Origin of the sequence: Burkholderia sp. 9775_39 (assembly GCF_015712225.1) — a bacterium.
GTDB classification, from domain to species: Bacteria; Pseudomonadota; Gammaproteobacteria; order Burkholderiales; family Burkholderiaceae; genus Burkholderia; species Burkholderia cenocepacia.
Genome location: NZ_JACCQC010000041.1, coordinates 37,790 through 47,203, shown reverse-complemented (window position 1 = coordinate 47,203; position 9,414 = coordinate 37,790). Strand labels below are relative to the sequence as shown.

The window sequence follows — 9,414 nt, the reverse complement described above, 5'->3', positions numbered from 1 at the left end:
CGGCCTCGGCCGTGATCAGCGCCGCGATCTCCGCGGTGCGCGAGCGCACGATGTCGGCCGCGCGGCGCAGGATCGCCGCGCGATCGTGGCGCGTGAGCGTCGGCCGGTACGCACGCGCGACCGCGAAGGCACGGCGCACGTCGTCGAGCGTCGCCTTCGGCACGGTGCCGACCAGCGCGCCGTCGTACGGGTTGCGCACGTCGATCACCGCGTCGCGGTGAATCCGTTCGCCGTCGATTCGCAGTGCTTCGCGACGAATCTCGCGGACGGCCGTCGATGCTGCAATGGCGTTCATGACTGTATCCCCCCAAGGATGCGCGTGCATCACTGCAGATGGTTGAGCGCGATGTCGATGATGTCGAAGTTGCGCAGCCGCGCGCGACCGGTGACGTCGGTCGCGACCGGCTTGCTGAAGATCAGCGGCACGATCTGCTCGGAGATCCCGCCGTGCGAACGCAGCGGCACGTCGAGGCCCGACAGGTCGTGCTTGATGCGGCGCGTGCCGAGCACGACGTCCTGCTTCGAGATCACGATCAGGTCGCCCATCCGCGCGGGCGGCAACTCGAAGCGCGCGCAGCCTTCGGCGCCCGTCAGCACGACCTCGATGCCGTCGACCGCCGCGAGCCGCGCGCGCAGCGCGTCGGCATCGGCGGTGGCCGGCACGTAGACGGTCGCGAACGAGCCGAGCGCACCGTGGTGCACGACGTACGGATCGGTGATCGGCAGGATCACGCGCGCCGCATCGTGGCCGAGCCATTCGTCGAACAGCTCCTGCAGGTAGATCACGTTCGGCTCGCCGGTCGCGTCGTCGTGCTTCGCGTTCATCCCGTGATCGGCCGTGATCGCGACGATCGCGCCGAGTGCGTCGAGACGCTGCAGGTACGTGTCCATCATCGCGTAGAACGCGTTCGCGCCTTCGGTGCCGGGCGCGCACTTGTGCTGCACGTAATCGGTGGTCGACAGGTACATCAGGTCGATCGGGCGCGTCTCGAGCAGGCGCACGCCGGCCGCGAACACGAATTCCGACAGGTCCGCGCTGTACACGCTCGGCACCGGCTTGCCGACCAGCTCGAGCACGTTGTCGATGCCGTTTTCCTCGACGCTCGCCTCGTCGGCCTTTTCCGACGAGAAGCAGATGCCCTTCAGCCCCTTGCCGAGCAGACGGCGCAGCTTGTCCTTCGCGGTGACGACCGCGACGCGCGCCCCCCGTTCGGCGAAGGTCGCGAGCACGGTGGGCGCGACCAGGTACTTCGGATCGTTCATCAGCACTTCGGCGCCGGTGTCGCGATCGTAGAAGTAGTTGCCGCTTATCCCGTGGATCGCCGGCGGCACGCCGGTGACGATCGACAGGTTGTTCGGGTTCGTGAAGCTCGGCACCACGCACTCGCCCTTGAGCGCGGTGCCCGGCTTCAGCAGCGTGCGCAGGAACGGCGCGACGCCGGCCTCGGCGGCTTCCTCCAGATATTCGTATGCGCAGCCATCGACGCACACGACCACCACGGGCCGGCTCATCCAGTTGTAGCGGCGGCCGTTCACTTCCACGGATACAGGCGTTTCAGTCATGACGTTCATTCCTTTCAGGTCGAAGGGGGTGAGCCGTCGGCGCCCGCGCCGCGCCGAAGGGAGGTGTTTTCCATGCTTGACATTAAAATTGATGATTTGTAGATTGTCAACAACATGCAGAGAACAGAAAGCAAAACAACGAAGCAGCAAGAGGGCTGGTCTCCACTCATCCGCCGTGTGCCGCGGCGCCACAGTCAAGGGGTCTGAAGATGAACGAAGTGCCGGTAAACAAGCGTTTGAACGCATGGGCGGCGGGCGCGGCCCGCGTCGCGCTGGCTGCCGCGGTGGCGCTCGGCGCCGCGCACGCGGCGCACGCGAAGACGTCGCTGCTGGTCTACACCGCGCTGGAAGACGAGGCGATGAAGCCCTACAAGGACGCGTTCGAGAAGGCGAACCCCGATCTCGAGATCCGCTGGGTGCGCGACTCGACCGGCTCGGTCACCGCGAAGCTGCTCGCGGAGAAGAACAATCCGCGCGCGGACGTCGTGCTCGGCCTCGCCGCGTCGAGCCTCACGCTGCTCGACCTGCAGGGCATGCTGATGCCGTACACGCCGAAGGGCTTCGACCAGCTCACGCGCAAGTACAGCGACGCGAACACGCCGCCGCACTGGGTCGGCATGGACGTGTGGGGCGCGACGATCTGCTACAACCGCGTCGCCGCGCAGGCGAAGAACATCCCGAAGCCGACGTCGTGGGAAGACCTGACGAAGCCCGTCTACAAGGGCGCGATCGTGATGCCGAGCCCCGTTTCGTCGGGCACCGGCTATCTCGACGTGACCGCTTGGCTGCAGACCTTCGGCGACGATCGCGGCTGGAAATTCATGGACGCGCTCGACAGGAACGTCGCGCAGTACGTGCACTCGGGCTCGAAGCCGTGCACGCTCGCCGGCACCGGCGAATTCCCGATCGGCATCTCGTTCGAGTTCCGCGGCCACGAACTGCAGGCGCAGGGCGCGCCGATCGATCTCGTGTTCCCGAAGGAAGGGCTCGGCTGGGACATGGAAGGCACAGCGATCATGAAGACGACGAAACAGCCCGACGCCGCGAAGAAGCTCGCCGACTTCATGGCGAGCAAGGAAGCGAACCAGATCACCGCGCGCTGGTGGGCGATCGTCGCGTATCCGGGCGTCGCGCGGAAGCTGGCCGGCATCCCCGACAACTACTCGGACCTGCTCGTGAAGAACGACTTCGTGTGGTCCGCGAAGAACCGCCAGTCGATCCTCGATACGTGGCAGAAGCGCTACGGCGCGAAAGCGCAGCAGTAACGCCGCGACCGGCTGCGGGGCCGCGCCGCGCGCCGCCCCGCGTCACTTTTTCCGTCGTCGAATCCGGCCCCCGGGCCGCCCCTCCATGGAGGCGCGCATGGCACCTTATCTGAGCGTAGAACGCATCGAGAAGCGGTACAACGACACGCAGGTCCTCACCGACATCAACCTGAGCGTGATGAAGGGCGAGATGATCTGTTTCCTCGGGCCGTCCGGCTGCGGGAAGACCACGCTGCTGCGGATCATCGCGGGGCTCGAGACGCAGAACGCCGGCCACATCATGCAGGACGGCCGCGACATCTCGCGGCTGCCGCCGCAACTGCGCGACTACGGGATCGTGTTCCAGTCGTATGCGCTGTTCCCGAACCTCACCGTGTACGACAACGTCGCATACGGGCTCGTGAACCGCAAGATGAAGCGCGACGCGATCCACGAGCGCGTGCATACGCTGCTGGCGCTGGTCGGTTTGCCCGACAGCCATCGCAAGCATCCGGGCCAGTTGTCCGGCGGCCAGCAGCAACGCATCGCGCTGGCGCGCGCGCTCGCCACCTCGCCCGGCCTGCTGCTGCTCGACGAGCCGCTGTCGGCGCTCGACGCGCGCGTGCGCGTGCGGCTGCGCCAGGAGATCCGCGCGCTGCAGCAGCGACTCGGCGTGACGACGATCATGGTCACGCACGATCAGGAAGAAGCGCTGTCGATGGCCGATCGCATCGTCGTGATGAACCACGGCGTGATCGAGCAGATCGGCACGCCGCTCGAAATCTACCGGCAGCCGGCATCGCCGTTCGTCGCGGACTTCATCGGCCGCGTCAACACGATTCCCGCCGAGGTCGCGCAGGACGGCACGCTGCGCGCGGGCGGCATCGGCTTCGACTGCCGCCACGGCACCGCGCAAGGCGCGGCGGTGTCGGTCTACGTGCGGCCCGAGGACCTGCGCATCCGCGTGCCGGGCGAGACGGCCGACAACGTGCTGGCCGGCCGCGTCGAGAAGCTCGAATTCCTCGGCGCGTTCTGCCGCGTGAGCTTCCGGATCGACGGGCTCGACGGCCAGGAGATCGTCGCCGACCTGTCGTATCACGACGTCGACCGCACCGGCGTGCAGGCCGGCGTGCGCATCGACCTCGCGCTCGATCGCGAGCATGTCCGCGTGTTCCCGTGCGCGAAGGAGCGACTCCAATGAGCACCGTCCTGACCGAGCGCCGCCGCGGCGCGTCCGCCCCCGCCGACGTGCGGCAGCTCACGCACTGGCACGATCGCCTCGCGCAGCTCGCGCTGGTCGCAATGGCCGCGCTGATGTCGCTGTTCCTGCTGCTGCCGCTCGCGCTCGTCGTGCAGAAATGCTTCGTCGACGCGGACGGGCGCTTCGTCGGCGCGCACAACTTCGTCGAGTATCTGGAGGACAGCGGCGTGCTGCGCTCGATGCTGCATTCGCTGACGGTCGGCGCGCTCGTCACGATGATCGTCGTGCCGATGGCGTTCACGTTCGCGTATGCGCTGACACGCTCGTGCATGCCGCTGAAGAACGCGGCACGCACGATCGCGCTGCTGCCGCTGCTCGCGCCGACGCTGCTGTCGGCCGTGTCGTTCATCTACTGGTTCGGCAATGCGGGGCTGCTGAAGCCGCTGCTGCACGGCCATTCGATCTACGGGCTGCCGGGCATCGTGCTGAGCATGGTGTACGCGTCGTTCCCGCACGTGCTGATGATCCTCGTCACCGCGCTGTCGCTCGCGGACGGCCGGCTCTACGAAGCCGCCGACGCGATGGGCACGGGCCGCCTGCGCAAGTTCTTCACGATCACGCTGCCCGGCGCGAAGTACGGGCTGATCAGCGCGACGATGGTCGCGTTCACGATGTGCATCAACGACTTCGGCGTGCCGGTCGTGATCGGCGGCGCGTACAACGTGCTGTCGACCGACATCTACAAGCTGATCATCGGGCTGCAGGATTTCAACCGCAGCGCGGTCGTGAGCCTGATGCTGCTGTGCCCGGCGCTCGTCGCGTTCGGCGTCGACTACTTCATCCGCCGCCGCCAGCAGTCGCAGCTCGGCGCGCGCTCGACGCCGTACCAGCCGAAGCCGTCGCGCGGCTTCGACGCCGCGATGCTCGTGTACTGCGCGCTCGTGTGCGCGTTCTTCATCGCGGTGGTCGGCATCTCGGTGTTCGCGTCGTTCGTGAAGTTCTGGCCGTACCAGATGACGCTCGGGCTGCAGCATTACGAGATGGGGTTGATCGCGGCCGGCATCTTCGACGCGTACAAGAACAGCCTGCGGATGGCCGCGACGGTGGCGCTCGGCGGCACGATCGTCGTGTTCGGCGGCGCCTACCTGATCGAGAAGACCCACGGCGCACGCTGGCTGCGCGGCTTCCTCAGCCTGTGCGCGATTCTGCCGATGGGCGTGCCGGGGCTCGTGCTCGGCATCAGCTACATCTTCCTGTTCAACGCGCCCGGCAATCCGCTGAACGGGCTGTACGGATCGCTGTGGCTGCTCGCGATCGTCACGGTCGTCCACTACTACGCGTCGAGCCACCTCACCGCCGTCACCGCGCTCCGGCAGATCGACAGCGAGTTCGAGGCGGTATCCGCGTCGCTGAAGGTGCCGTTCTACAAGACCTTCCTGCGCGTGACGGTGCCCGTGTGCCTGCCCGCGATCCTGCTGATCGCGCGCTACCTGTTCGTCAACGGGATGACGACGGTGTCGGCCGTCGCGTTCCTGTACTCGCCGGACACGCAGCCCGCGTCGGTCGCGATCCTGAACCTCGACGACGCGGGCCAGATGGGCCCGGCCGCCGCGATGGCCACGCTCGTGCTCGCGACCTCGTCGTTCGCGTGCGTACTGTTCGCCTGCATCTCGCACCGCCTGCTGCGCCGTACGCAGGCATGGCGCAACCCGCATCGCCGTTGATTCCCTGCCGCATTCACGTGACGTCCCGACTTCATCGAGGAGACACCATGACGCTCGCTGCCCAGCCCATCCTGCTGACCCCCGGCCCCCTGACGACCTCCGAGCGCACGCGCGACGCGATGCTGCGCGACTGGGGCTCGTGGGACGGCGATTTCAACGCGATCACCGCGCGGCTGCGCGAACGCCTGCTGCAGATCGTGCACGGCGAAGGCACGCACGAATGCGTACCGCTGCAAGGCAGCGGCACGTTCTCGGTCGAAGCGGCGATCGGCACGCTGGTGCCGCGCGACGGCCACGTGCTGGTGCCGAACAACGGCGCGTATTGCCAGCGCCTCGCGAAGATCTGCCGCGTGCTCGGCCGCCGGCTCACGACGATCGACTACCGCGAGGATCGCCGCGTCGATCCGGCCGACGTCGAGCGCGCGCTCGCCGCCGATCCGTCGATCACGCACGTCGCGCTCGTGCACTGCGAAACCGGCGCCGGCGTGCTGAACCCGCTGCACGACGTCGCACAGGCCGTCGCGAAGCACGGGCGTGCGCTGATCGTCGACGCGATGAGCTCGTTCGGCGCGATCGACATCGACGCGCGCACGACGCCGTTCGACGCAGTGATCGCCGCGTCCGGCAAATGCCTCGAGGGCGTGCCGGGGCTCGGCTTCGTGATCGCGAAGCGCAGCGCGCTCGAACGCTGCGAAGGCAACAGCCACTCGCTCGCGATGGACCTGTACGACCAGTGGGTCTACATGCAGCGCACGACGCAGTGGCGCTTCACGCCGCCGACGCACGTGGTCGCCGCGCTCGACGCGGCCGTCGCGCAATACATCGACGAAGGCGGGCTCGCCGCGCGCGGCGGCCGCTACCAGCGCAACACCCGCGCGCTGCTCGACGGGATGTGCGCGCTCGGCTTCCGGCCGTTCCTCGATCCGGCGATCCAGGCGCCGATCATCGTCACGTTCCATGCGCCGGATGATCCGAACTACGACTTCAAGCGGTTTTATCAGGAGGTCAAAAAGCGCGGCTACATTCTGTATCCGGGCAAGCTGACCGAAGTGGAGACGTTCCGCGTCGGCTGCATCGGCCATTTCGGCGAGGCCGGGATTCCGGGCGCCGTCGCCGCGATCGCCGACACGCTGCGCGCGATGGGCGTACGCCGCGTGTCGGCCGAAGCGGCGGCATGACGATGTGACGCGATGCCCCGGCCGCGTGCGCAGGCGCAGGCGGCCGCCCGTTTTCCCGGCCGTGCGCCGCACGGCCCCTTATCGACGACTCTCCGATGCGACCCTTCTGGATCGAACAAGCGCTGTTCAACGACGGCGATCTCGCCCCCGCGCTGCAAGGCGCGACGCAGGCCGACGTGTGCATCGTCGGCGGCGGCTTCACGGGCCTCTGGACCGCGATCCAGGCCAAGCAGCAGCATCCCGCGCTCGACATCGCGATCCTCGAAGCCGACCTGTGCGGCGCCGGCGCGAGCGGCCGCAACGGCGGCTGCCTGCTCACGTGGTCCGCGAAGTTCCTGACGCTGCGGCGCCTGTTCGGCGAAGCCGAGGCAATCCGGCTCGTGAAGGCGTCGGAAGCGGCCGTGCAGCACATCGCCGATTTCTGCCGCGCGCACGACATCGATGCGGAACTGCGGCTCGACGGCACGCTGTACACCGCGACGTCGCGCGCGCAGGTCGGCACGCTCGCGCCGGTGCTCGATGCGCTTGCCGCGTGCGGCATCCACAGCTACGAGCCGCTGCCGCCCGCCGAAGTCGCGCGCCGCTCGGGCTCCGCGCGCAATCTCGACGGCGTCTACTCGCCGATCGCCGCGACCGTGCATCCGGGCAAGCTCGTGCGCGGGCTGCGCCGCGTCGCGCGCGCGATGGGCATCCGGATCTACGAACGCACGCCGATGCTCGACTTCACGCCCGGCCAGCCGGCCGTCGTGCGCACGCCGTCCGGCAGCGTCACGGCGGGCAAGCTCGTATTCGCGATCAATGCGTGGATGGCGAGCCGCTTCCCGCAGTTCGAGCGGACGATCGCGGTCGTGTCGAGCGACATGGTGATCACCGAGAAATGCCCGGAGCTGCTCGAGCGGACCGGGCTCGTGGACGGCGTGTCGGTGCTCGATTCGCGGATCTTCGTCTACTACTACCGCACGACCGCCGACGGGCGGCTGATGCTCGGCAAGGGCGGCAACACGTTCTCGTGGCGCAGCCGCATCGCGCCGGTGTTCGACCGCCGCTCGCCGTACGAGGCGCAGCTCACGCACAGCCTGCGCGAGTTCTTCCCGTCGCTCGCGGGCGTGCCGGTCACCGCGAGCTGGAACGGGCCGTCCGATCGTTCGGTGACGGGCTTCCCGTTCTTCGGCCGCCTCGACGACGCGCCGAACGTGTTCTACGGCTTCGGCTATTCGGGCAACGGCGTCGGGCCGACCTACATGGGCGGACAGATCCTGTCGTCGCTGGTGCTCGGCCTCGACAACGCGTGGACGCGCAGCCCGATCGTGCGCGGCCCGTTCGGCCATTTCCCGCCGGAGCCGATCCGCTATGTCGGCGCGCACGTCGTGCGCAACGCGATCCGCCGCAAGGAGCGCGCGGAGGACGAGAGCCGGCGGCCGTCGGCGGTCGATACGTGGCTCGCGAAGTTTGCGAGCGCGGCGGGGAAGGCCGACAAGGCGTGACGACGGGTTGATCCGCTGAACCGAAGCGCAACGAAAAAGGGACGCGGCGACGCGTCCCTTTACCTGTGCGCGACAGCTCCCGCGGGCGTTGCCGGGCTTTTATGCGCCGGCCTTCTCCCGCGCCGCCTTGCCCGTCGCAGGCAGCCCCTGCTCGTGCGTACGGCGCATCCGCGCGAGGCCGTGCGCGACGTGCTCGCGCACGAGCGCGACGGCCTTGTCCTCGTCGCCGGCCGCGAGCGCCTGCACGATCTTGTCGTGCTCGGCCGCCGACACCGCGATCGCATCCTCCTCGGCCTCGATCGCCGCCTGGCGCAGCAGGCCGAGCTGGCGCACGAGCCGCCGGTAGGTATCGGTGAGATGGGTATTGCCGACGCCGACGACCATCGCGTCGTGGAACTGTACGTTCAGCTCGGTATAGCGCGTGACGTCGTGCGTCTTCGCGGCGTCCTTCATCGACTGGATGATGCCCTTCAGCACCTTCAGCGTCTCGGGCGAGATGCGCTTCGCGAGCGCGCGCGCGACCGACTCGTCGAGCATCGCGCGCACTTCGTAGATTTCCTCGGCCTCGCGCAGCGGCACGACGCGCACGGTCACGCCGCGGTTCTTCTCGTTGCGCAGCAGGCCGGCCTGTTCGAGCGCGCGGAACGCTTCGCGCACCGGGCCGCGCGACACGTTCAGCCGGGTCGCGATCTCGACTTCGTTGAGCTTTTCGCCCGGCGCGTATTCGCCGGAGACGATCGCGCGCTCGAGCATGTCCTGGACGATCATCGCGAGCGACTGGCTTTGCAGGAGTTCGATGGCGCTGAGCGCGTTCGGGGCAGTCATGGTCGGGCAGGCAGCGGGCTATGGATGAAAACGAGGGCGCCATATCGGCGAATGATCCTTGTATACCCTCGGCCCGGCATATTGTCAACAGTTTTCAGTTTCCAAAATCCAATCCGGCGTGCCGGAATGCGGCCGGCACGCGAGGGGCGCGCGCGGCGGGCGAACCGCCCCGCTTCGCGCGACCCTGCGCAACCG

The 9,414-nt window shown here is 68.2% G+C and carries 8 protein-coding genes; 5 read left to right on the top strand and 3 right to left on the bottom strand.

The window, feature by feature from the left end:
- Window positions 1-295 (bottom strand): aldehyde dehydrogenase family protein (locus H0X90_RS32985; RefSeq protein WP_163126068.1); only part of this gene is annotated, 295 nt, incomplete at its 3' end.
- Window positions 296-324: 29 nt separating this feature from the next.
- The gene (phnA, locus tag H0X90_RS32980; protein ID WP_006485766.1) at window positions 325-1,563 is read right to left on the bottom strand and encodes a phosphonoacetate hydrolase; all 1,239 of its coding nucleotides are present in this window, start codon (window positions 1,561-1,563) and stop codon (window positions 325-327) included.
- A gap of 209 nt (window positions 1,564-1,772) precedes the next feature.
- Here phnA and H0X90_RS32975 point away from each other — a divergent pair, with 209 nt between their 5' ends.
- From H0X90_RS32975 to H0X90_RS32955, 5 genes are all read left to right on the top strand, one after another.
- Window positions 1,773-2,828, top strand: coding sequence for a putative 2-aminoethylphosphonate ABC transporter substrate-binding protein (locus tag H0X90_RS32975; RefSeq protein WP_077190222.1), 1,056 nt, complete (start codon window positions 1,773-1,775; stop codon window positions 2,826-2,828).
- Between the two features lie 97 nt (window positions 2,829-2,925).
- A complete protein-coding gene (locus H0X90_RS32970) occupies window positions 2,926-4,008 on the top strand; it encodes a putative 2-aminoethylphosphonate ABC transporter ATP-binding protein (protein WP_060212286.1) in 1,083 nt (360 codons plus the stop codon).
- Complete coding sequence (locus tag H0X90_RS32965) at window positions 4,005-5,732, top strand: putative 2-aminoethylphosphonate ABC transporter permease subunit (RefSeq protein WP_077190221.1); 1,728 nt, start codon at window positions 4,005-4,007, stop codon at window positions 5,730-5,732. Before H0X90_RS32970 ends, H0X90_RS32965 begins: the two co-directional genes overlap by 4 nt.
- A 47-nt stretch (window positions 5,733-5,779) precedes the next feature.
- Complete coding sequence (locus H0X90_RS32960) at window positions 5,780-6,910, top strand: 2-aminoethylphosphonate--pyruvate transaminase (protein WP_048989086.1); 1,131 nt, start codon at window positions 5,780-5,782, stop codon at window positions 6,908-6,910.
- Window positions 6,911-7,005: 95 nt separating this feature from the next.
- Entirely contained in the window at window positions 7,006-8,394 is a 1,389-nt protein-coding gene (locus H0X90_RS32955) for an FAD-dependent oxidoreductase (protein ID WP_077190220.1), read from the top strand.
- Between the two features lie 99 nt (window positions 8,395-8,493).
- Here the strand turns inward: H0X90_RS32955 and H0X90_RS32950 are convergent, their stop codons facing one another.
- Complete coding sequence (locus tag H0X90_RS32950; RefSeq protein WP_006485791.1) at window positions 8,494-9,219, bottom strand: phosphonate utilization associated transcriptional regulator; 726 nt, start codon at window positions 9,217-9,219, stop codon at window positions 8,494-8,496.
- Between the last annotated feature and the right edge of the window lie 195 nt (window positions 9,220-9,414).

Excerpts from the sequence above, each read along its gene's own strand:
- phnA (WP_006485766.1), bottom strand. The coding sequence starts at position 1,563 with ATGACTGAAACGCCTGTATCCGTGGAAGTGAACGGCCGCCGCTACAAC.
- H0X90_RS32975 (WP_077190222.1), top strand. The coding sequence starts at position 1,773 with ATGAACGAAGTGCCGGTAAACAAGCGTTTGAACGCATGGGCGGCGGGC.
- H0X90_RS32970 (WP_060212286.1), top strand. The coding sequence starts at position 2,926 with ATGGCACCTTATCTGAGCGTAGAACGCATCGAGAAGCGGTACAACGAC.
- H0X90_RS32965 (WP_077190221.1), top strand. The coding sequence starts at position 4,005 with ATGAGCACCGTCCTGACCGAGCGCCGCCGCGGCGCGTCCGCCCCCGCC.
- H0X90_RS32960 (WP_048989086.1), top strand. The coding sequence starts at position 5,780 with ATGACGCTCGCTGCCCAGCCCATCCTGCTGACCCCCGGCCCCCTGACG.
- H0X90_RS32955 (WP_077190220.1), top strand. The coding sequence starts at position 7,006 with ATGCGACCCTTCTGGATCGAACAAGCGCTGTTCAACGACGGCGATCTC.
- H0X90_RS32950 (WP_006485791.1), bottom strand. The coding sequence starts at position 9,219 with ATGACTGCCCCGAACGCGCTCAGCGCCATCGAACTCCTGCAAAGCCAG.